Genomic DNA, 22,769 nt, shown 5'->3' with positions numbered 1-22,769 from the left:
CGAATAATTGGGATCAAATCAAATTCAATCCCGACGAGTCGCTTGCCTTGATATCTTGTGACTGATCACAAAACATCCCGCAAGCGCCCACATGAATGTACCTGATGCTTCATTCTTAAAGAGCGTGATTCAAAACAGACCCGGATTTCTCAACCCAGCCACCTGCCGAATCAGTGGGGCGCATTCTACAGCAACTCCACTCAGTGTCAAGCCTCTTTTTTCAAATTCTCTAAAGAAAACCCTGAAAAAACAAACCCCTACACCCCTTGCCAAAACTTCCTGCTCACCCCGTTTCCGAGGCCGTCCTGACAAGAGCTGCGTATTATAGGCATTCGATTACGCCTTGCAAGTACTTTTACGGAAAAAATTTACACGGCTGCAGTTGGCAGCCATTTAGACTTATACTCTGACCTGTTCTGTGGCCCGGGAGGACTCCGGGCAGCAGCCAACAGTGGTACAACACAACCAAACGATCAAGGAACCCCGCGTGCGTCACCGCCTGGCTTACATCTTTCCTTTATTTGTTGCTCCGCTACTGCTCGCAGCAGCCGGGCTCTTTGTGCTGGTGTTCGATCTGTTGCCCACACCCCTGGCCCGTTTCATGGATGTGTCGGTATGGCTGTTTGCCCTGATCGGCGGCCTGCTGGCTTTCAGTTATGCCCGCACTCGCAACTTCTTTGCGGTGCTGATGGTTCTGGTCACCTATCTGGCATTGATGCAACTGGTGCATCAACCCGTGATCAACCGTACTCCTGCTGCCATACCACCAGAACTGTCTTACCTCCTGATCAGTTTTCTGCTGCCACTGCTACTGACGATCAACTCACTCTGGACTGAACGCTTCCATCTGTTGCAGGACCTGTTTCTGCGTCTGGCCTTTCTCGGCCTTCCAGCCTTAATTCTGGTTGCCGTGGCCCACCGCTTTCCTGCAGAGCTGGCCGATTTTTTTGCGCGCATTTACTTTCCGGCCATCCATGTTGAAAAGCTCCGCATGGCACAGATTCCTGCACTGGCCTTTTTATTGAGTGCGTTGATTCTGATGATTCAGTTGATTCGCAACCCACAGCCCTATTTTGCCTCCCAGTGGGTGGCACTGGTCAGCATGATGCTGATGCTGCCATATTTTCATGCCGGTCATGCACCTGCGCTGATCACCAGCCTAGCCGTGCTGATGCTGAGTCTGGCCGTGCTTCATGAAGCCTTTCATATGGCCTTCCGTGATGACCTGACTGGTTTGCCAGGTCGCCGTGCATTAAATGAACGCTTGCAGCGCCTGGGCCGTAACTATGCCATTGCCATGTCGGATGTGGATCACTTCAAGAAATTCAACGACACCTATGGTCATGATATTGGTGATCAGGTATTGAAAATGGTTGCCGCCCAGTTGAACAAGGTCAGCGGCGGTGGCAAGGCTTACCGTTATGGCGGAGAAGAGTTCACTCTGGTATTCCCCGGCAAAACCGCTGAAGAAGCGCGCCCTTATCTGGAAAAGCTGCGGGAAGCCATTGAAGCCTACCAGGTTCGTATTCGTGACACAGCCAGCCGCCCTGCTGACAACAAAACAGGCAAGCAGAAACGGCATGGCAGCCAGGCTGACTCGGTTTCTGTCACCATCAGCATGGGGGTGGCTGAGCGCACCAGCGAACTCAACAGCCCGGAAGAAGTGATCAAAGCTGCTGACAAAGCCCTGTATAAAGCCAAGGAAGCAGGGCGTAACCGCATTGCCCTGTTTAAATGATGTTCCATTCAGATAAAGGGGCGACATGAGCGGGCGCCTGATTGTCACCCCCTACAACCCAGAACAGGAGCTGGGTCTGCCGGTGACGCGCATGGCCGAGTTGCGCACCGGCTTTAACCTTGCCCCCTGCAGCACCCTGTCGATCCTGCGCCAGCTGGATAACAAGGTGATCTTGGATGATGCTTTCTGGAGCTTTACCCCAGCATGGATGAAGCAACTGGATCAGGCACCTTATATGCTGCGCAGTGAAAGCGTGACCAGCAGCCCGATGTACAGTGAAAGTTTTGCAACACGTCGCTGCCTGCTCCCTGTCACTGGCTATTATGTCTGGGTGCAGCTGTCTCGTGGCAAACACCCCTTTGCCATACGCATGCAGCACAATCGTCCTTTTTTTCTTGCCGGTCTGTGGACCCGTTACCCGGTGGCACCAGGGCGTCACTACGACTCCTTTGGCCTGATCAGTGTTGCCGCTGACCCCTGGCTGGCTCGCCTGACGGATCGCATTCCATTAAAGCTGCCAGCAGAACAGGCGCAACAGTGGCTGCATCCAGACACATCCAAAGAACAGCTTCAGTCATTACTCCTGACCGAAGATCAGGAGCTGGAGTGTTACCCTGTCAGCCCACTGGTGAATGATCCGGCCAATCAGCATGGCCAGGTTGCCACCCCGGTTGCAGAAAGACGCCGTCGATCGGGTTGATGCATTGAACTTTCCGGCCTTGTGCTTGCCTTTACCCTCACGGACCTGAACCTGGATTTGAACCATGAATGGCAAGATACGCTTTATCCTGATAACCCTGACTTTGTCCCTGACCCTGAGCGCCTGCTCCATGATGCCTTTTCAGACCAAGACCCTGACGCCGGTCACCAGCCCGAATGACAGCCGCAGTTATGCCGGGCTGCAGTTGCCCAATGGCCTGAGGGTGCTGGTGATCAGTGATGCTGAAGCTGATCGGGCGGCAGCCTCGATGAATGTTGCTGCAGGCAGCTTTCATGAACCGGATGAATGGCCCGGGCTGGCCCACTTTCTGGAGCACATGCTGTTTCTGGGCACCGCCACCTTTCCGGAAGCGGATGCCTACCAGCGTTTCATCAGCCAGCATGGCGGCAGTCACAATGCCTTCACGGCCCCGCGTGATACCAACTACTTCTTTGATATCCAGCCGGATCATCTGAATCCGGCCCTGGAGCGCATGTCACGCTTCTTCATTGATCCACTGTTCAGCCCCGAGTACATGGAGCGTGAAGTCAATGCCGTGAACTCCGAGTGGAGTGGCACCCTGCAGGATGATGCCCGCCGTCGCCTTTCCGCCCTGCGCCAGGCATTCAACCCCGAACATCCAGCCTCACGCTTCAGTGCAGGCAACCGTGAAACCCTGGACATCAACAACCCGGCACTGCGTGAAGCCATGCTGGACTTCCACCAGCAGTATTACACGCCTGACCGCATGACTCTGGTGGTACTCGGCCCTCAGCCGATCCATGAACTGCGTGCCATGGTGCAAGCGCATTTTGCCGCCATTCAATCCCGCCCGGCCAGCGCTGAGCCTGTCTGGCCTGAGCTGATCCGTGCCACTGACCTGCCGGCACTGCTGGAAATCCAGCCCCTGCGCCAGCAGCGCCAATTGCAACTGCTGTTCCCGATCACCGATCCCACTGCCGACTACCGCCTGAAACCGGATCGTTATCTGGCCGGGCTGATCGGCCATGAAGGGGAAGGCAGCCTGCTGCAACTGTTGAAGCAGCGCGGCTGGGCCACCGGTCTGTCTGCCGGCAGCCAGATGCAAACCGGACAGGAAGCCCTGTTTGGCATTCACATTGAACTGACCGCCAGCGGCAACCAGCAGATAGAAGCCATCAAGTCACTGGTGTTTGCCCATCTGGAATTGATTCGCAATGAAGGCATTGTCGCCTGGCGATTTGAAGAAGATGCCGCCCAGGCCGCCAACGCCTTCCGCTTTGCCGAACCGGGCGAAGCTCGTAACCTGGTCACCCATCTGGCCATGAACATGGCCCGTTATCCTTTTGAGGACGTGCTGCGCGCCCACCATGCCTTTGATCGCTTCTCGGCAGAACGCATTCAAAGCCTGCTGGATCAACTGACGCCGGAACGCCTGCTGGCGGTGCATGTCAACCCGGATGCAACCACCGACCAGACAGCTCCCTGGGTACCGGCTGAATACCGCCTGACACGCCCGGTTGCACCGGTCACTGCAGCGGCACAAACAGCAACACGCCTGCCGGATGCCAACCCCTTCATGCCATCCAGCCTGGCCCTGCATGCCGGTGCCAATGATGCCGAACCTCGCTTGTTGCCCGTTGCAGGCCATGGCTTGCAGCTCTGGCACGGGCAGGACACCAGCTTCAAGGTGCCGCGTGCACAGTGGTTTGTCAGCTTGCAGAATCCGGATGTGGCCACAGATCTGAACAACCGCCTGCTGGCCCAGCTCACTGCCCAGTGGCTCAACGACCAGCTCAACGCCCCTGGTTACCCGGCACGTCTGGCCGGTATTCACTACGAGGTTTATCCACACAGCCGTGGCATCACCCTGAGCCTGGGCGGATTCAACGAAGGCCAGCCACGCCTGCTGATGAAAATGCTCGACCAGTTGCAGCAAGCCCAGGTGGATAAAGGTCAGTTCCTGCGCCTGCAGCAGACTCTGGAACAGAATCTGCGCAACCAGCAGCGGGATCGCCTGCCCCAGCAACTGATCCGGGAGCTTTATCGCAACACCCTGCAACCGGGTGGCTGGACGCTGGAAGAACAGTTAAAAGCCCTGGCACCGCTGACTGCTGATGACCTGAAAGCCTTTATCCCGGCTTTCACCGCCAGGCTGCATGTGCAACTGCTGGCCTGGGGTAATGTGACCGAAGCGGAAGCCCTTCAACTGGCCAACCAGGTGGAAGCACAGCTGCAGCCCTCACTGACTGCTGATGCCGTGGACCTGATGCAGATCCGGCAGATCCCACCGGGGCAGTGGAGTGAAAAAATTCATCCGCAGCACAATGACCGCGCCATCCTCTATTACATCCAGGGGCAGCGTTACGGGCTGGAAGAAGAAGCACAGATGCGCCTGCTGGCTCACCTGCAGTCCTCGGCCTTCTTTCATGAGCTGCGCACCCGCCAGCAGCTGGGTTATGCCGTGTTCAGCAACTACCTGCCACTGATGCAGCAACCGGGCCTGTTTTATTTCATCCAGTCACCGGCAGAAGAACCGGATTATCTGGCCGAGGCCATTGAAGTATTCCTGCGGGAAGATATTGTGCGGCTGGAACGTCTGGAAGCAGCGGACTTTAACCAGCATCGCAACAGCCTGATCAGCCAGTTGCTGGAAGCAGACAAGCGCCTGGGTCAGCGTGCTGAACGTTTCTGGCGGGAAATCGGCAACAGCCGTCAGGACTTCACTCACCGTCAGCGACTGGCCAATACCCTGAAAGACACCAGCCAGGAACAGCTGATTCACTTTTATGAACAGCTGCTGAATCGGGAAAGGGGCTTTTATCTGCTGGGCAGCACCCCGGAGCGCCGAGGCCGCCTGCTGCCCGGTCAGGAAGCACGCAGCTGGGAATGGCAGCCGGTCAGCCCCTGATCACTCAACCGCAGTCTGATGCGCTGCCCGTTCCGACGAGCGGGCAGCCATCGGCACCAGCAACCAGGCCACGGCAGCCACAAACACACCACTGCTGCCAATGCCCACTGCCATGGGTAACAGCGGCTCTGACAAACCTTCCCCCAGCAACAATCCGACCACAAAAGCCACCAACACCATCACCACACTACTGAGCGCGGTGGCGGCACCTGCCGAATGCGGAAAAGGCTGCATCACCCCACTGTGGGAGCAGGGTTGATTAATGCCATGCGAAATCACAAACAGGTACACCGGCAGCATCACTGCCCAGATGCCCGGCCACTCCAGCAATACCGAAAGCAGCAACAGACCACCGCCTAGTAAAGCACATAAACCACCCAACGCCACCGTGGCAGTCACCGAAAAATGCAGCAGCAGGCGGCGGCAGATCAGCGTGCCAACAATATAAAAAAACGACATGGAAAACATCAGCAGGCCATAACCCAGTGCACTCACATCCAGCACCCGGATGAACACAAAGGAAGAGCTGACCAGGAACACAAACAGACCGGCATAACTGCCCACCTGCAAGAGCGCAAATGCCCAGAAGGTTGAATGACCCAGAATTGTTTTCCAGATGCCGAACAGACGTGTCGGCCTGAGTGCATCATGGTTGGGTGCTGCCAGGGTTTCCTGCATCCGCAGGCTGGCCAGCAGCAACACTGCTCCACCAAACAGTGCCAGAAAAAACAGGGTTTCACGCCAGCCGAACCATTGCATCAGGGCACCCCCCAGTGGAGTACCCAGGCAGGCCAGAATACCCAGCCCGGACAAACCCAGACTCATCACCCGTGCACCCCGCACTGGATCATCAAACAGGTCCCGCACCAGCGCCCGACCACACATGATGGCGGCACCCATCGCAGCGCCCTGCAGGATGCGCCACAGAATCAGTGCTTCCAGGCTGGCCGCCAGACTGCTGCCCAGTGCCGCCAGGGTATAAAGCATCAGCCCCAGCAGCATCACCGGCTTGCGGCCATAACGATCAGAAACCGGCCCCCACACCAACTGCGACAGACCAAAGGATAAAATTAATGCCGAAAGGGTCAACTGCACCTTGCCTGGGTCAGCACCAAAAAAGTCAGTGATGGCAGGCAAAGCGGGAAGGTAAAGATCAGTGGTCAGTGGCTGCAGCCCCAGCAGCAGGGACAGCAGCACCACCAGAAAAGTTGGAGACATGGTTTTATTCCATGAACTGCAGCGGCAGCAGCGACTCCACCCAGAACTGTAACTCCTGCAGCAGGAAGCGTTGTTCCTCATCCAGCGGCTGCTGGCTCAGACGCAGCAATTCCTGCTCCAGTCCACGCAGGGTCAGGCTGGAAAGCTGAGGTGAGTTGATCTTCTGCCAGCGAAACTCGTCCCAGCGCTCACGCTCGGCAGAGGTCAGGTACTCCGGCCAGTTGCGCGCCCGATAACGGAACAGCATTTCCTCGGCTCGCGGATCATCAAACACCAGCGGGGTTTCCCCCAGGGTTTCCGGAGGCAGGCGACGCAGTTCATCAAAACGCTGACGATCGGCATTGGAAAAGAAGGCACCGGAGTAGAGCATCAGATCCGGATCACCGGCATCGGTAAAACCACTTTCTGCTGCAAACACCTGACGCACCTTGTCGGCTACACCGGCATCCGCCTGCTGCAACACTTGCCAGTGTTGTTCATTGGTGGTCAGGTCCAGCCCCAGGCGCGCAGCATTGGCAGGCTCCATGGCTTTCACCGGCAACAATACCGGGCAACGGTTCAGGTGCACCAGTTTCAGCGGCACACGCTTCTGACCTTTTGCTTCCAGCTCGGCCTGGGTGGTGAACACCCGCTCGTGCAGTGCTTCTGCCGACAGCGACAAGAGCTCCTGCGGGTGTTCCGAAAGGTCGTAAACAATCACCCCGTTGGGGTTGGTCGGGTGGGCCGCCAGCGGCAGCACGATGCCACAGCAACCCCGACTGGCCGGAAAACGGCTGGAGACATGCAGCAACGGACGGGGATTATTCAGGTCCAGCAGCGCTGCAGCCTGGTGTTTGCCACGCTGACTGAACAGGTGATCAAACAATCGCGGTTGGGCCTGACGCAGCAGTCGCGCCAGCGCAATGGTGGCACGCACATCGGCCAAGGCATCATGGGCCGCATCACCGTGGCTGATGCCATTGGCAGCCGTCAGGTCTTCGAGTCGGAAACTGGGGCTGCCATCTTCCTTGCGTGGCCACTGAATGCCTTCCGGGCGCAGCGCATAGGTGGCCCGCACCAGATCAATCAGGTCCCAGCGTGAATTACCGTTCTGCCACTCACGCCCGTAAGGGTCAATGAAGTTGCGGTAAAACATCTGGCGGGTGACTTCATCATCAAAACGAATCGAGTTGTAACCCACCACACAGGTGCGCGGCTGACTCATCAGGGCATGGATTTCCCCGGCAAACTCTGCCTCCGGCATGCCTTCACGGCGGGCATGCTGCGGGGTGATGCCTGTGATCAGCAGTGCCATCGGGTGCGGCAGGTAATCGTCCGCCGGCTGGCAGTAAAACATCTGCGGTTCACCGATCTCGTTGAAATCGGCATCGGTGCGAATGGCGGCAAACTGGCAGGGGCGATCCCGCCGGGTATCCGCACCAAAGGTTTCGTAGTCGTGCCAGAGAAAGGTCAGCTCATCAGTCTTGCGATTCATTCCAGTGCCATGTGTCAGTGCCCGCCACCTTGCACACCACCGGACAGGGCGGTGTTCGGAAAGGTCACGTTGATTTCGAGAACCGACATCATATCATGGCGATCCAGTTGTACCCGGACCTGATCTGACTGAATGCTGACATAACGCTTCACCACCTCCAGCAGATCCTGCTGCAGCCGTGGCAGAAACTCCGGCTGACTGCGCAGGCTGCGCTCATGCGCCAGAATAATCTTCAAACGCTCGCGGGCTTCTCCCGCTGAGGCGCGCTGTTCACGTTGGAACAAATCCAGCAGTTTCATCACCGACCTCCCTTGAATACCCGGCTGAACAGGCCCTGCTTGCGATACTCGGTGAAACGCAGCGGGCGTTCTTCACCCAGCAGACGCGCCACCGCATCACGATAGGCCTGACTGGCATCACAGGTTTCATCATGAATCACCGGAATGCCCTTGTTGGATGCGGTCAGCACCGCTTCTGACTCGGGAATCACACCCATCAGCGGCACCGCCAGAATTTCCTGCACGTCTTCCAGCGACAGCATTTCACCCTGATGCACCCGCTCCGGGCTGTAACGGGTGATCAACAGGTGCTCGGTGATCTTGCGACCTTCTTTGGCTGCCAGGGTTTTGGCATGCAACAGACCAATGATGCGATCCGTGTCCCGCACCGAAGAAACCTCCGGGTTGGTCACCAGCACCGCTTCATCAGCAAAATACATCGCCAGTTGTGCGCCCCGCTCAATACCGGCCGGGGAATCACACAGGATGTAATCAAAATCCCGGCTCAGCTCTGCAATCACCTGCTGCACGCCTTCCAGCGTCAGGGCATCCTTGTCGCGGGTCTGTGAAGCCGGCAGCATGTAAAGTTCATCCGCGCGCTTGTCACGGATCAGCGCCTGCTGCAGGCTGGCTTCGCCCTGGATCACATTGACCAGGTCGTACACCACCCGCCGTTCACAACCCAGAATCAAATCCAGATTACGCAGACCCACATCAAAATCGATCATCACCGTGCGATGGCCACGCAGCGCCAGCCCGCTTCCCAGAGAGGCACAACTGGTGGTTTTTCCCACACCACCCTTGCCTGAAGTGACCACAATCACTTTTGCCAAGTGTTACTCCTTTATATATCCGATCAGAAACTGCTGAACACCAACTGTTCTTGTTCCAGCGCGATGCACCCGGCTACCCCCCGGTGCAGCCAGTCAGCAGCCTGACTGGTCTGATAATGCCCGGCAATGGCCACCAGCTCGGCATCCAGTTGCTGAGTGAAAATCCGTGCCTGGCGATCACCGTGAATACCCGCCAGCACCCGACCACGCAACGCACCGTAAACATGCACATGACCACTGGCCAGCACTTCGGCACCGGGATTCACTGATCCCATTATGACCAGATCACCGGTTTCACAAAGCAGCTGCTGGCCACCGCGCACCGTGCCCTGATGTATCTTCGTGCGCGGCACTTCTTCCTGATTCGCGGCCGGGGCTGAACGCTCACTGCCATTAAGTGCCACCAGCCCCAGTTCACGGGCCTGCTGCTGCAGTTCGGGTACATCGGTACGCACGGCCACCAGCTGCACCTGCAACTCACGACAGGCTTCCACCCAGGGTTGCAGCGAATCACTCACCGTGACCTGCGCCAGATCCAGCACCACCGGTGCCGTCTGCAGCAGTGCTCCACCCTGACTGATGCGCTCCGCCAGTCCGGCACGAAAACGGGCAGGCTGTGTCACCGCCGGTTGCAACAAGGTGGCCGGCAAAAAGGTGCCCTTGATGCGCAGTGGCACCGAGACCAGATTCAGCCTGTCATTTGCCGGTGGGTGCATACCCCCCTCCTGCTTAAAAATGTTTCACACAAAGATAGCGGAAAATTACAAAGCCGGATACAGGCAAAACCCACATCAGCGTGCCAGTGGCAGCAGTTCCGTCAGGTGTCGCTGGCCTTTTAATGCCGCCAGTTCATCTGCCTCCATCCAGTCTGCCGCATCACGCCCGGCCAGCTGTGCCAGTTGCTGCAGCAGGTGCGCCCAGCTGCAACGGTTGGCCAGCAACAGACCATGCACATCCAGCGTGCCGCCCCGGTTGATGTAACCCAGCGCGGCTGTTTTATCCACACCCAGATCCAGCGAACGCAGATGCCCCAGCAACACTTCCGGGCGGGTATGAGTCAGGAACACTCGCGCCTGAATGCCTGCCGGGAACAGGGCTTCACGCTCTGCTGCAGTGGCCACCCAGTCCGCTTCATGGCCATCACGCGGAATACGGAAACGTCCCGGCTCCTGCAGGTACACCAATGAGGCTTTTTCACCACGCTCATCCAGACGCTGCCAGGCGCGCATCGCCTGCTGCAACTGATAAGCACCCACCGCCACCAGTTGCAAGGGTGCGGCAGGGTCACCGGCCACACACAGCGCACCCTGTTCAGCCAGTTGTGTGCTCTGCTCCGGGCTCAGCACACTCGGCAGTGCCCGCTTGGGAATGATCAGGTTGGCAATCTGCCCCGTATGGCGATACACCTCCAGCAGGGCTGCCGCTGCCGAGTTGGCATCCGCCGGGAAGATCACCCGCGACACATCACTCATTTCACCCAGCAGCGCTTCTGCCAGGGTGGAATCCTGATGCGACTGTTCGTTCTTGCCGTTTTCCCAGAGGTGAGAACTGGAAATCACCGGCACCGAACGCCAGCCCGGTTGTTCACCGGCTTCGATCTGGTGGCGGGAAAAGATGATTTCCTGACGCAGGGCACCCAGCATCTTCACTGAAAAGGCCTCGTAGGACACCGCCAGATTCAGCCCGCCCTTGTTGGCCAGCACCGCACTGATCACTGCTTCTTCATTCAGCGCCGTGATCACCGCACCGTCCAGGGCTTCGTCCTGGGAAAACTCCGGCTGCGCCACCCGGTGCTTGAGCTTGGCCAGGGTCAGGCTCATGTTGTTGCTGGACATTTCATCAGGGTTGCCGACCCGCACACGCAAATCAGGATTGGCCTTGATCAGTGCACAGAAGGCCACATCCACCGCCGACATCGGCGAGTGCAGGCGCTGATCTGCTGCAATCCAGGGGGCTTGCGGCATCACCGGGTCCGCCACACGGCGCGAAGCCAGTGCATGATCCCGCTCCAGCGGCCGCTGCTGGGTTTCATGCTGGCGGAACAGGCTCGCCGCCTGACGCAGGGTTTCCGGTGCTTGCCACAGGCGCGCAGCACCTTCATTAAACAGACGCAGGGATTCAGCATCCTTTGCCGGATTACCCGGCAGCGGTGTGCCGTGTGCGCGGTTGGTGCCGGCACCGGGGAAACCATAACCCTTCGGTGCTTCGGCAATCAGGTAAGGCAGGCGGGCCGGATAATGGCGCTGACCGGAGCGGATTTCTTCCACCTCATCCTGCAGCCACTGCTCACCCATCAGAATGCCCCAGGCAAAAGCCGCCGGATCACGGCCATCAATCACACTGGGTTCAAAACCATGGTGCTTCAGGTGGGCCGCAAACCAGTCTGCCCCGCCTTCCATCATCAGGGTGGAGCGCTGATCGATGCGCCGCCCGTTAGCTATCATCACCGGCACCACCCAGCCGGTGTCTTCGGCACGCCACCAGAGGGGTGCCCAGTCACTGCCGCGCTGCTCTTCAAACGCACCATCCGACAAAAACGCCACCAGTCGCTCACCGGCTTCACTGGCGTGTACATACTGCAACGCGGTGAAGCCCAGATAACCACCCTCGCTCACCGCACCGGCGGTATTCACGTTGGCATGACTGCCCAGCGGTGAGGCCGGACGACCATCCTGCCCCAGCGCATAAGAATAAAAATCCTGCACAAAACGGCTCAACACCTCTGAAGACCACTCCGGGTAAGCCTCGGCATGGCGCTGTTTCTGGTTACCCAGCAGCAGGTTGACGCTATCTATGGCCGCCACGCAATGCCCCTGCTCCATCAGCCAGCTGCGGGTATTGCCACTGAGCAGGTTGGCCAGCAGGTAACCCACATAAGCGGGCACCATGTTCAGCGAACCTCCGGTATGCCCCTGGGGATCGGCTTTAAAATCCGCCGCATCCAGCGGGCGACCATCCACATCCACACGCTTGGCGTAGGTGGCATGCACCACCAGCCACATGGCAGCATTGGCCAGGTGATCCGCAGCGGTCAGCATCTGAAGCAGCGCCTTGCGTGACTGGCCTTGCGCTTCCAGTTCATCCAGCAGGCGGGCCATGCGAACCTGGGTGAGATCCTGATGCAGGATCACCCCTTGTCCCTGCGCCCAGGCAGCAAAATCCGCATCCTGCTCACGCAGTCTGCGGGCCTGTTGTTCAAGATGGGGCAGCTCACTGGCTGCTACAGGGAAATGGGCAGTCATAAAAACTCCTTGGCATACTGCAGGTTATTACTGCGCGAGACCGGGGTTCATCTGTTAGAATGAACGGCTGACCCGGTGTCAGGACAGTTTTTTTATCTTCATGAAGTCTAAGCGTCCTGACGCAGCTTTGCACCCGTCGATAGCGATTGTTTTATTTCATTTTTTTGCAGCAAGGGCCGTCTTACGTCATGAATGCGCTGTTCATCCGAATTGCACCGTTTCTCTTCAAGCCATCACTGGAACACGAAAACCGCAGCATCCGGTTGCTGGCAGTTGAACGGCTGGATTTTGATGATCCCCAACAGCAGGATTACTTCATCAACTGGCTGCAGCAGGAAGACGATGCCCGCCTGATGCTGGAGGCCCTGCCGCGCTTTCCGGATCGATCACGCCTGATTCAGCTACTCAACAGCCTGCAGGATGACAGCCACCTGTCGCGCACCCTGAGCCAGTTTCTGGCCGGCCAGCTCAGTGCACCTGATGCTGCCGATCAGCCACTGCTGAGCAGCATCCGCCACCCTTCACTGCTGCTGGAGCTGATCCGCAGCGCTGAAACCCTGGAACTGCGCCTGCAACTGCTGGAGCAACTGGACGCCGAAGAACACCACTGGCTGGAGATTGCCCTCAGCAACAGTCTGGCCCGTGTGCGTCAGCAGGCTGCCGAACGCATCACCAGTGAAAGCGCACTGGAAAAACTGATGCGTGAAGCCCAGGGCGACAAACGGGTTCAGCGCCTGGCACGTGAACGTCTGGCTGCCCTGCGTGCCGCACAACAGGCTGCTGCCGAAGCGGAAACCCAGCGCAACCAGCTACTGGAACAACTGGCGCGCCTGACCGAAGGCCGCGATGACCAGTTGTTTGCCGCCCGCCTGGAACACCTGCAACAACAATGGCAAAACCTGCAGCAGGATGCCAGCGTGCAGCAACAGCAACACTTTGCCCGATTGAACCAGCAGGCTGAAACCCGCGCTGAACAACTGCGTCAGGAAGAACAGCAACGCCTGCAACAGCTTCAGGCCCAGCAGGCCGCCCGCAACAGCCAACTGCAACTGCTGGAACAACTGCAGCAACTGGAACAACAACTGCTCAACAAACCGCAAGGTGAACAGCAACCACTGAGCAGCAACGAACTGCAACAGCAACTGCATCACCTGCAGCAAAGCTGGCAAGCCGCCTACGCAGTGATCAAGGCCGAAGCCCAGACACAAAAACACTTTCAGCAACTGCATCAGCAGCTGAGTGAATGCTGCAATGCCCTGACCCAGTGGCAAAACCTGCAACCGGCATTACAACAACTGCTGGATGCCGAACAACCCGACATCAAAAGCCTGCAACAACTGCTGGCTTCACTGCGCTGGCCTGCCACGCTGGACACGCCGGAACTGCTACAACAGGCACGCCGCTGCCTGAAACAAACCCAGACCACCAGCAGCCCGCAAACCACGCCCCGCACTCAGCCGGACACCCGCCAGTTGCAGCAGGAACTGGAACGCCTGGAACAACTGCTGGATGAAGGCAACAGCCGTCAGGCCGTGAAACTGCACCAGCAACTGCAGGCCCTGGCTGACAGCCTGCCGACTCACCACGCACTGGTGAACCGCTTCAAATCCCTGACGGCACGTGTGGCAGAACTGCGCGACTGGCAGGGTTTTGTGGCTGCACCCAAACGTGAAACCCTGTGTGAACAGATGGAAGCCCTGGCCGCTGATCAGGACATGGCCCCCCAGGCCAAGGCGGATCGCATTCAGGCACTGCAACAGGAATGGCGTGAACTGGGTTCAGCCGCAGCCAGCAAGGCCCTGTGGGGGCGCTTCAAGCAGGCTGCTGATCTGGCTTATGAACCCTGCCGCACCTGGTTTGCCGAACAATCCCAGGTGCGTGAACACAACCAGCAGCAGCGCGGCATCATCTGTGATGAACTGGAACAACTGGCCAGCAGCAACAGCCACCTGAATCTGGATGAAACCGCACTGGACCAGTTACTCACCGGCATTCATGACGAGTGGCACCGCTTTTCACCGGTCAACCGGGTGGAAGGCAAACGCCTGGCAGATCGTTTCCAGCAGGCACTGACACCCCTGCGCGATCAACTGCACCAGTTGCGTCAGCAGCACGCCGAACACAAACGTGAACTGATCCGCCAGGCCGAAGCCCTGCTGACCACGGAAGACCTGCAGGCCGCCATCGAACAGAGCAAACAACTGCAACAACAGTGGCGTGAAATCGGCAGTGCACCGGGCAGTCTGGAACACCAGCTGTGGAAAAGCTTCCGCAGCCACTGTGATGCGCTGTTCCAGCTGCGTGATGAACAACGCCGCAACCAGCAACAGCAGCGTAACCAGCGCTTCACCACGGCACTGGAACAACTGGCGGCCGCCCGTGAAGCCATGCAACAGGGTCAGCTGCAGGAAGCCCGCCGCCTGTTCCGTCAGGCTGCCGGATTACGCCAGGTGCCCAAACGTGAGCAGAACAGCTGGGAAGCCGAACTGACCGCCTTTGCGATGGAACTGGACCAACTGCAACTGGCCGAACAGCGCCAGGCCTCCAGCGCAGAACTGCAGGCACTGCTGGCACAACTGCCGGAACAGGGCGAACCTGAAGATCAACAGGCTGCACAACGCCTGCTGCTGCAACTGGACTTGCTCACCGGCTACCCGATTGCCGCTGAAGAACAGGCTGCCAAGCTGCAACTGCAGGTTGAACTGATGAATGCCGGGCTGGGTCAGCAACAGGATCACAACCCCCACCAGCAGATTTGCCAACTGATCCAGCACTGGCAACAGCTGGGTGGCAGCCGCAGCGGTGCCGGTGGAACACGCCTGCAACAATCCGTGGCCCACTACTGCAGCCACTGACAGCCATAAAAAAAACCGGCGCAACCTTTCGGGCTGCGCCGGTTTTTTCATGCTTCAACCATCAGGCGTGGATAAACTGACCACCATTGGCAGAAATGTTGGCACCGGTGATGAAGCTGGATGCCTCATCCGCCAGGAACACCACAATCCGCGCAATGTCTTCCGGCTCACCAAAACGCCCCACCGGGATCTGTGCACGAATCGAATCACGAATCTTCTCTTCAATCTTCATGATCATGTCCGTGGCAATGTAACCCGGTGAAATGGTATTCACGGTGATGCCCTTGCGTGCCGTTTCCTGCGCCAGTGCCATGGTGAAACCATGCATACCGGCCTTGGCCGCTGAATAGTTGGTCTGGCCCATCTGCCCCTTCTCACCATTAATGGAAGAGATATTAACAATGCGACCATACTGCTGTTCCAGCATGCCATCCAGACAGGCGCGTGAAGTGTTGAACACGCTGTCCAGATTGGTGCTGACCACCGCATGCCACTGCTCGGGCGTCATCTTCTTCAGCATGCCGTCACGAGTGATACCGGCATTATTCACCAGCACCGACACCGGGCCGAACTGCTGCTGAATCTCCTGGTAACTCTTGGTGACCGATTCAAAATCGGTGACATCCGCATAACTGATGCCAATCTCATAACCGGCGGCCTTCTGCTCCTGCTGCCAGGCGCTGGCCTTCTCCGGATTCGAATAACCAGCCACCACCTGATACCCGGCATCAGCCAGTGAACGGCAAATGGCTGTACCAATGCCACCGGTGCCCCCGGTGACCCAGGCTACACGTTTCTGCATAGCAAACTCCCTCTGTTGATTTTTCCCTTCATACCCGGAACAGGAAATGAAAGGAACCTGAAACCCGAACCGCATTTATTGTTTTATTACGGCCCTGCAAAACATTCTGAATGTCGATGTTTTTGTTTTTATGACACCCTCTCCTTACAAACTACACCCTTACCCACTTTTTGCATAGTGGCATTAGTATCATGTTGACAAAGGCAAAAAAGGCCCTATAATGGTGGCCTTCTGATGCGGGGTGGAGCAGCCTGGTAGCTCGTCGGGCTCATAACCCGAAGGTCGTCGGTTCAAATCCGGCCCCCGCTACCAAGATAAATAGAGGCAGATCAATGACTTAGTTGATCTGCCTTTTTTATTGCCTGAGTGAAAGTCAGAGCCTGCAGTGAAAACAGAAGAAAAACATAAAGCACTATAGAGGGCCGGCCGGCCGCTAACACGGGGCAAGCTCTTTAATCGTCTGAAGCTCTTTGCTAGAAATCATCTGGAAGCTCTTTTCCTGAGCTAATTGAATCTAAAATATTTTCCGTCAAATACGCCATCCCCATTGAATAGAGTACAAACTGGCTCAAATCTTCTTCATAATCCCATTCTCTATAAGATTCCATTAAATCCAAATCACAGTACTCTAATAAAACATCCAATTTAGCCAACACCATTTCGTATTTTTCATGTAGTGCTGGATTGGCTGAAAGAGGAAGAATGCTATATTCAATTCTATTCTTTTCTTGTCTCAACGAAGACAGCGTTTGCTCTAAAAATGGGCGAACTTTTGAAAATTCAGCCCGATAACGATCAAGCCAGCCACCAGTTAACCAAGCTTCACTCCATATTTCACGCCAATCATCGCTAGTGACACGCTTTGCCAGCTGATAGATCACCCACCTGAAAGCATCAGATTCACTAATTATTTTATTTGCCGGAGGGGAACCAAATGTACATTCGAAGTCACTGTACGTACCGTCTGCCTTCTTGAGCAAGGCATCATATTCATCCTCACTCAGGTAGCCCATCCCATCCCTAACGATAGAAAACATCGAATGGTGTACTTGCCTGGTCCATTTGCCCTGTAAAACACTATGACTTGCCAGCATCCTGCTTCCGTTTACCAGGACATGTCGCAAGGGCCTGGGATTTTTGCCACCTTTAGAACGGTCGTCTTTTGACTCGATTTCTCTCGGCCAGTCCGCCCTCAAGTCGTAAGAGATCTTCGATAAATCTCTGGTGGACTTTGAAATATCATCAATTGAACTTGAAAGCACTACTGCAGCAGCATGATGGTGGGTAGCCAATATGTTTTTCTCAGCCAATGCATTGGCTTTTCGGCTGACAGTCAAGGCAACAATTGCAGCAACCGCCGCTGCAATTGCAGCTATTGCAGACATCACCGAAGGGATAAAATCCAGAAATTCAACTTGACTCACTAATCACCATTAAAAATTTTGTTGCAGTACACTGAACCTGAAGCTAACGGGGCATGTAAAGCAACCCACTTTTTAAACCGGATAGATACTGGCCAATCGATGAATATCTAGTGCCCCAGACCGACCTGCAAGGAGCAACCTGGTCTGGCAGTGGTGAACCACCACATTAAGAGAGCCTCAATAGGTGTTCGGTATTTCTATCCACCTACCCAAGATATTTACAGCGAGCATACTGGGCAGTTCGATTGACAAAGCTGTGGAGCTGAGACTCTATTTCTTCGATCTTATCAAACTCAATGAATGCTGTTGCAGCAAGAATTTTATCGATTTCACCTATCAACTCATGATCTAGGTAAGGAGCCGATGTAATTCGAACTCTTACCATATTCGATCTTTCCTCCCCAATCGTTTTTAGTTGCTGCTGTGTCCCTGATTTTGTCGGATCTAATTCAGCTCCGTATTTTTTCAAAAAACCAAGACCACCTACCGCACCTATCATCTTAGATACTACCAACAACAACTCATCTACAGCCTCTAAGCCATGCAGACGCACAAGCTCAGCACGCTTTGCTGTCTCTTCAGCAGAGAGGACAAGAGCACGCGAAATGCGTGTGGTTGCGAGATTCCAGATCAACGTGGCCACAGAAATTGTGGCTGCTATTACGGCCACATAGACCTCAGCCATGACCGCTTCCTCCTTGTATTCCGAACGTTTGACTTAAGTGGCTGGCCGTAGGTCAGTCCATTTGGAGCAAGTGCTAGATATTACTTGCTATGAGAACATGCTGGTGAGTTTTTGGTTCTCGTGGAAGTAGATGTTAAAGCCGTAGGTCGAATGAGCACCAGGAACCAGTTTCACCAGAGCAGACGCCGCTGCGTGCGCCATATTTCTTGGAGATAACTTCCCTTTCCTCTTGCTCTTGTTGGCGATGTAAAGCTCGGCCAATTTTGAGAAGAAGATCATGTCGATTGCGCACCCGTCAATCAGTCAACGGAGTCTCGATAACCCGCAAACCATTCGAGCCCGGTGTTTGTGTTCTCAAGAAAGAACTTCGCAGCTCCTGCATTCCCAGTTAGGCATGTCCCAAGAACCCCCCCTGATCTGAGAGAACCTGTTCGCTGATGCCAAAATATTTCTGAACTCTGCCCGACTGATTGCATTTGCAGCATTTGGGCCAATCTTATTTGCGTCACCGTGCGTTGCCAGATAGAGGACTTCTGTTTGTCCATCATTTCCGCGCATGTTCAAAATGGTAGAAAGCGAAGAACGATCTGCAAACATATCGTAGTAAAGCAATTCGGATTGTTGTATTGAATCGAGGCGACAGCTTCAAAGAGCGGTCGAACACTGTGATTTCCTTTTGACCACCAACGCGACTCAACGACAGAAAATGGACATGTAGACAAGTGATTTCTCCTGAGTATTGACTTCTAGCCGACGCGGACAGCGGTGGACTTGCAGTGCAACAGAAAGGACATTCGCCGCCGCAAGCGTCGAATTGCCGAACTTTGTTATTGACACCACCACCCAATATAACAACTGCCGCCCCCACTGGCTGAGCCAATGACCGATAAAGGCATAAAACTGGACAGCGACTCCTGATTTTTGACTGTGTTACCCGCAGCAGCTCAACCGCTTGATGCTGGCAAGCATCTAAAACAAAGCCTGATACTGCGGCAGCAATCTGAATACTTTACCAAATCACTGGCCTGAACCGATGCAACCAAACCTCGTAATAACCTTTATCTGTATTTCAGCAACAGATTCTAATTACGTTATCCGCCATATCGGAAAACTTTGAATCAAGTAACTGAATCTGTTCAATTTGATTGTGTGCCCACTTACGACGATCTTGCAGGCTGACGACTTGATCATAGTGCTCGAGTCGGCCAAGTGGAACGTTTAGCCAAAGACTATTTTGTGCGAGTACGTTTGCATCCTCAATATCACCTATCCTCATGTGTGGGCTATCTATATTTGCCACCGGATCATAATTTTTAATTTTTCTCTTAAGTTGATCGCATAGATCCCGAGCTACTGCGTTAGTAATTTTGTCATGCATGGTCTCATCAGCTTGGATCATTTCTTTTTCTCCTTGGGGCGTGCCTGCATCTATCTCCTGACGCGTCCGCCTTTTCCTAGCAGTATCAAACCCATTGAATATCCAGCCCGCAAAAACAGGTTTCCCTAATCCATCAAACTCACTGAAGTGCGGATTCGAATCCCTGAAGCGATCCAATCCGCTTTCCCAATCTTTGACAAAATTTGGAACCATTTGCCCGATTAGGCCTAAGCAGTAAACACTAAAATTGTCGGAAGTACATGGAACAAGATAATAATCGCTAGAATAAAATGCAGCCCTTACTAATGACCCGAATGAAGGCGGTAGATCAATTAAAATATAATCATATTCTTGACCATTCTGCTCCTCTGCCATTTGTATTATTTTTCGTATCGCAATATATCTACTCAAGCCGGTACCAGAAAGCAGATCGGAGCCGACATTTAGAGAATCAGCATAAACGTTTAGCCAAAAATCGCCAGCCACAATGTCAACGTTTTTCGATGTATTATGCCCCTTATGTAAAAATATTTCTTCCCCCCCTGTATTCTGAAGAAATCTCTGAAGAAATGATCTCACTGTTGTTCCATATGGTACATTTTGAGTCGGCAACTGCTTTACAAACTTATTCTCGCCAAGGATTGCAATGGAAAGGTTGCATTGCGGATCGAAGTCCAAGAGTAGGATTTTCTTACCTTTTCGCCCTAAAGAATCGGCTAGATTCCAAGTAATAGTCGACTTCCCAACTCCACCTTTGTTATTAAAAATCGAGATCACTTTTTTCATTTTTGCACGCCCTATAAATTAGACATCTAATCAAAGATTTATATAGCGAACTTGTAGAAAAACCTCTGTTCAGCCAGATTTCTCTATCAACAGATCGCTCTGTATTACACATTTTTGATTGCCGGTATTTGTCGGCAACCCTTGACTGGTTCTGTATTTATGGCCTTTTCAAGCTTTGGCATCTGCAAGCCAGAGTTTATACTACTGACAAAGTGAGCAATGGTGGTTAAGTGCACAACCGAGTAACATGACATTGCTTTGAAGATGATGTTGGCATCGCAGCACCCTGGATTCGCGGTTGGAGGTGATGCCTTTGGGGTAGGCAGATGCGATGATCTTTAAAGGATGGCGGATCATATGCTGGGCGACTCTCAGCATCGTTTTTGTAGGGCTGGTGAAAAGCAGAGAGCTTGCGCTTTTCAGAGGTCAGGTAATCTAGGGCAAATTCGTATGTACCAGACGGATCTGATCCAAGTAGTTAATCACCTCCATCAACATCTGATTGTAGTCGTAGTGCTTGAACTGGGCAATTCCAAGGCCTCCTTTGCCTGAAAAAAATCGATCAAAATATATAGTCTCGGTGATTTCTCTGCAGCTGAACACTAAAATCAAATGCGCGTGACCGTCACTAGATTTTACTTGCCAGATTACTTTATTGAGTCAAACCAAGAATCCAAGTTTCTTTTTATTATCCTAAGACTATCGATAATCAGCATTACAGAAAGCAAAGCACTCCAAGAGCATATTATTGCAGTAAACCAGTGACCATACAAACCCAATGTCATTTGCAAAATAGCAGTAAAGAAACTTGCAATTATTGCATAATAAAGCAAGTCACTTAGCTCTTTCAAAGGGCCATACAACTCTAATGTGTCATCGTGTTTTTTCTGACCCCTCCAATTCTCTCTGTATTGCTCGTTGTCGTAAACATTTTCCTTCATATTAACTATAATAAATGTTTTTAACGATAGAAGAAAGCCTCCCAGCGCTAAAAAACCAGCAAATAGATGCCCTCTAATGTTTTTAGAATAAAACTCTCCAAATTCTGCAACACCATAACAAAATATTTTTTTGTTATGCATCTGATCACAAATAAAAAAAATAGCGAGCGCATAAAAAGCTGCCGCAATCATAATCGAAGAAATCACGATAACTACAATTCTTTTAATCATTTTATTTCAGATTTAAATATGTGCTCATAATCTTCCGACTCACATATATCAATCAGCTCATTAATGTATTCAGCATCTTGAAACTCATTTACATCAAGTGAATTTAACTTATTTGCAACATCATCATAATCTTCTTGACCAAAGCAGTCGGGCATATTAAATATCTGGATTGCCGAATCGATACCCTCAGCATCTTCAACAAAAACTTTACCACGCTTAGGAGAAAACCGGTTTAATGCGCTAGAGATTGCCGTAGCTAAAGTCGCTGAAGAGTAACCCCTTGAAAAAATGACCTTTTCTTTTTTCTTTGTCACGTAAGATGAAAGGGGAGTAGCAGCAATTATCTCAGGGGTCAAATAAGCATACTCATATTCAAATGCTTTAACTTTTTTAAACTCTTTAAGTATTACCTCAATGTCTTCTTTTCGATACAAGGCATGAAAATCCAATTTTGACTTATACTTCTTTCTTACCCTCTTTTCTTCAGAATAATCAACTACCCCTTGATTTAAGATTTTTATTTTCTCGATTTCTTTTGAAATCCTACCATCCCTGATCATTCTATAACTATGTTTAAGGTACTCACCAAAGACCATAAGTGAACACGACTGAAAGTAATGTTGATAAAGCCCAATATTATTCTCCTTGTTAACAACAAAGAAATTGAAGTCCATCAACTTATTCTCACCTTTAAGGTTTTCAACCTTTATCTTAAACCCATCCTCCGATGAAATCAGCTTGCAGAATTTTTTCTGGTCTTTAATAGTTATAATCAAACCCTTATAATACTTATCATCATCATCATTCAAATAAATCTTTCTTTCAATAGGCTTAAGATTGCTGCTCTCCCCGCTACTTTTACAAATCTCAGCCATAAGATCCTTCACTGTTATTACGCTGCTTGAAGCTTCTAGTGAAAAACCTAAATATTTTACGTCCATTCATCCTTCCATAATAGAAAATTTTATCTTTAATGAGTATCAGTGTAGCAGAGTACATGACAAGCAAACCTAATACTCTCAGCACACGCGGATTCGTAGAGAAGCTGTCCACCAAAATGGAGCAAGCATACATTATTAATATTCTGCTTTATTATTACTGCTATAGCAGATTGGAAAGATATATTCTTTAGAGTCTTCGCCTTAATTTACAACATCACCACCAACATCTGCGTCCCGTCACAATCTTTAGTTTCGCATTTTTCAGCCTCCCCTCTCTTTTATTCCAAAAAAAATTCAACCACCCAGTATACTCATGTAATTTTTTTCAGTAGCGCCACTTTAATTTCTTTGAT

General features: G+C 53.3%; 16 protein-coding genes and 1 tRNA gene. 5 read left to right on the top strand and 12 right to left on the bottom strand.

Translation table 11 applies throughout. The features are described 5' to 3' along the window. Positions 1-487: 487 nt before the first annotated feature. From BT114_RS14240 to BT114_RS14230, 3 genes are all read left to right on the top strand, one after another. The gene (locus BT114_RS14240) at positions 488-1,738 is read left to right on the top strand and encodes a GGDEF domain-containing protein (RefSeq protein WP_218163526.1); all 1,251 of its coding nucleotides are present in this window, start codon (positions 488-490) and stop codon (positions 1,736-1,738) included. A gap of 25 nt (positions 1,739-1,763) precedes the next feature. Further along, positions 1,764-2,438 carry an SOS response-associated peptidase gene (locus BT114_RS14235; protein ID WP_072327169.1) on the top strand — a complete coding sequence of 225 codons (675 nt, stop codon included), beginning with the start codon at positions 1,764-1,766 and terminating at the stop codon, positions 2,436-2,438. A gap of 64 nt (positions 2,439-2,502) precedes the next feature. After that, positions 2,503-5,328, top strand: a complete 2,826-nt coding sequence (locus BT114_RS14230) for an insulinase family protein (protein ID WP_072327168.1) — start codon at positions 2,503-2,505, stop codon at positions 5,326-5,328. On the opposite strand, the gene BT114_RS14225 is transcribed toward BT114_RS14230, so the two are convergent. From BT114_RS14225 to BT114_RS14200, 6 genes are all read right to left on the bottom strand, one after another. Then, positions 5,329-6,546 carry a multidrug effflux MFS transporter gene (locus tag BT114_RS14225; RefSeq protein WP_072327167.1) on the bottom strand — a complete coding sequence of 406 codons (1,218 nt, stop codon included), beginning with the start codon at positions 6,544-6,546 and terminating at the stop codon, positions 5,329-5,331. Between the two features lie 4 nt (positions 6,547-6,550). Further along, on the bottom strand, positions 6,551-8,020 hold the full coding sequence (gene sbcB / locus BT114_RS14220; RefSeq protein ID WP_072327166.1) for an exodeoxyribonuclease I: 1,470 nt from the start codon (positions 8,018-8,020) through the stop codon (positions 6,551-6,553). A 14-nt stretch (positions 8,021-8,034) separates the two neighbouring features. Then, entirely contained in the window at positions 8,035-8,319 is a 285-nt protein-coding gene (minE, locus tag BT114_RS14215; protein ID WP_072327165.1) for a cell division topological specificity factor MinE, read from the bottom strand. Continuing rightward, the gene (gene minD, locus BT114_RS14210; RefSeq protein ID WP_072327164.1) at positions 8,319-9,131 is read right to left on the bottom strand and encodes a septum site-determining protein MinD; all 813 of its coding nucleotides are present in this window, start codon (positions 9,129-9,131) and stop codon (positions 8,319-8,321) included. The genes minE and minD overlap by 1 nt, the downstream gene beginning before the upstream one ends. Positions 9,132-9,154: 23 nt before the next feature. Then, entirely contained in the window at positions 9,155-9,847 is a 693-nt protein-coding gene (gene minC / locus BT114_RS14205; RefSeq protein WP_072327163.1) for a septum site-determining protein MinC, read from the bottom strand. Positions 9,848-9,922: 75 nt separating this feature from the next. Then, positions 9,923-12,373: a phosphoketolase family protein gene (locus BT114_RS14200; protein WP_072327162.1), complete on the bottom strand. Its 2,451-nt coding sequence runs from the start codon at positions 12,371-12,373 to the stop codon at positions 9,923-9,925. A 188-nt stretch (positions 12,374-12,561) separates the two neighbouring features. Between BT114_RS14200 and BT114_RS14195 the strand changes: the two genes are divergently transcribed. Further along, positions 12,562-15,228: a DUF349 domain-containing protein gene (locus tag BT114_RS14195; protein WP_072327161.1), complete on the top strand. Its 2,667-nt coding sequence runs from the start codon at positions 12,562-12,564 to the stop codon at positions 15,226-15,228. Positions 15,229-15,289: 61 nt separating this feature from the next. On the opposite strand, the gene phbB is transcribed toward BT114_RS14195, so the two are convergent. Beyond that, positions 15,290-16,030, bottom strand: a complete 741-nt coding sequence (gene phbB, locus BT114_RS14190) for an acetoacetyl-CoA reductase (protein WP_072327160.1) — start codon at positions 16,028-16,030, stop codon at positions 15,290-15,292. 235 nt (positions 16,031-16,265) lie between these two features. On the opposite strand from phbB, the gene BT114_RS14185 reads away from it, so the two are divergent. After that, positions 16,266-16,342 (top strand) — tRNA-Met (locus BT114_RS14185). A gap of 161 nt (positions 16,343-16,503) precedes the next feature. Here the strand turns inward: BT114_RS14185 and BT114_RS14180 are convergent. The 5 genes from BT114_RS14180 to BT114_RS14150 form a co-directional block, all read right to left on the bottom strand. Continuing rightward, positions 16,504-17,454: a hypothetical protein gene (locus BT114_RS14180; RefSeq protein ID WP_143142853.1), complete on the bottom strand. Its 951-nt coding sequence runs from the start codon at positions 17,452-17,454 to the stop codon at positions 16,504-16,506. A 205-nt stretch (positions 17,455-17,659) separates the two neighbouring features. Beyond that, positions 17,660-18,139 carry a hypothetical protein gene (locus BT114_RS14175; RefSeq protein WP_072327158.1) on the bottom strand — a complete coding sequence of 160 codons (480 nt, stop codon included), beginning with the start codon at positions 18,137-18,139 and terminating at the stop codon, positions 17,660-17,662. Positions 18,140-19,208: 1,069 nt separating this feature from the next. Further along, positions 19,209-20,303, bottom strand: coding sequence for a ParA family protein (locus BT114_RS14165; protein ID WP_072327156.1), 1,095 nt, complete (start codon positions 20,301-20,303; stop codon positions 19,209-19,211). Positions 20,304-20,950: 647 nt separating this feature from the next. Next, positions 20,951-21,475, bottom strand: a complete 525-nt coding sequence (locus tag BT114_RS14155; protein ID WP_084662296.1) for a hypothetical protein — start codon at positions 21,473-21,475, stop codon at positions 20,951-20,953. Next, positions 21,472-22,416 (bottom strand): hypothetical protein, encoded by a 945-nt coding sequence (locus tag BT114_RS14150; protein WP_072327154.1) that lies wholly within the window; start codon positions 22,414-22,416, stop codon positions 21,472-21,474. The genes BT114_RS14155 and BT114_RS14150 overlap by 4 nt, the downstream gene beginning before the upstream one ends. Between the last annotated feature and the right edge of the window lie 353 nt (positions 22,417-22,769).

It is taken from the genome of Marinospirillum alkaliphilum DSM 21637, assembly GCF_900119735.1.
Classification (GTDB): Bacteria; Pseudomonadota; Gammaproteobacteria; order Pseudomonadales; family Halomonadaceae; genus Marinospirillum; species Marinospirillum alkaliphilum.
The sequence above is the reverse complement of the archived record's forward strand: the minus strand, read 5'-3'. Positions and strand labels throughout refer to the sequence as shown.